General features: G+C 69.0%; 1 protein-coding gene. It reads right to left on the reverse strand.

From position 1 onward, the window contains the following. A partial coding sequence (locus tag QSV46_RS40205) for an alpha-isopropylmalate synthase regulatory domain-containing protein (protein WP_314964210.1) occupies window positions 1-258 on the reverse strand: 258 nt, incomplete at both ends.

Here is a 258-nt window from a genome sequence, read left to right on the forward strand (position 1 = left end):
GTCCTGCTGGGCCAACTGCGCGTCACGCACGGCGCGGTTGACCGCAGAGATCACGGCCTTCAGGGACGCTCGCGTGGTGTTGTTGTCCATCCCCGCACCCCACAGCACGCGGTCACCCACGGCGAGCTCCACGTAGCTCGCGGCCTGCGCGTTCGCGGACGCGGACAGCGTGTGCTCGGTGTAGTCCAGCAGGCGCACGTCCACGCCTTCCGCGTTGAACAGCTGAATCAGCGCGTCGATGGGCCCGGTGCCGTGTGC

It is taken from the genome of Bradyrhizobium cosmicum (genome assembly GCF_032290525.1).
Classification (GTDB): Bacteria; Pseudomonadota; Alphaproteobacteria; order Rhizobiales; family Xanthobacteraceae; genus Bradyrhizobium; species Bradyrhizobium cosmicum_A.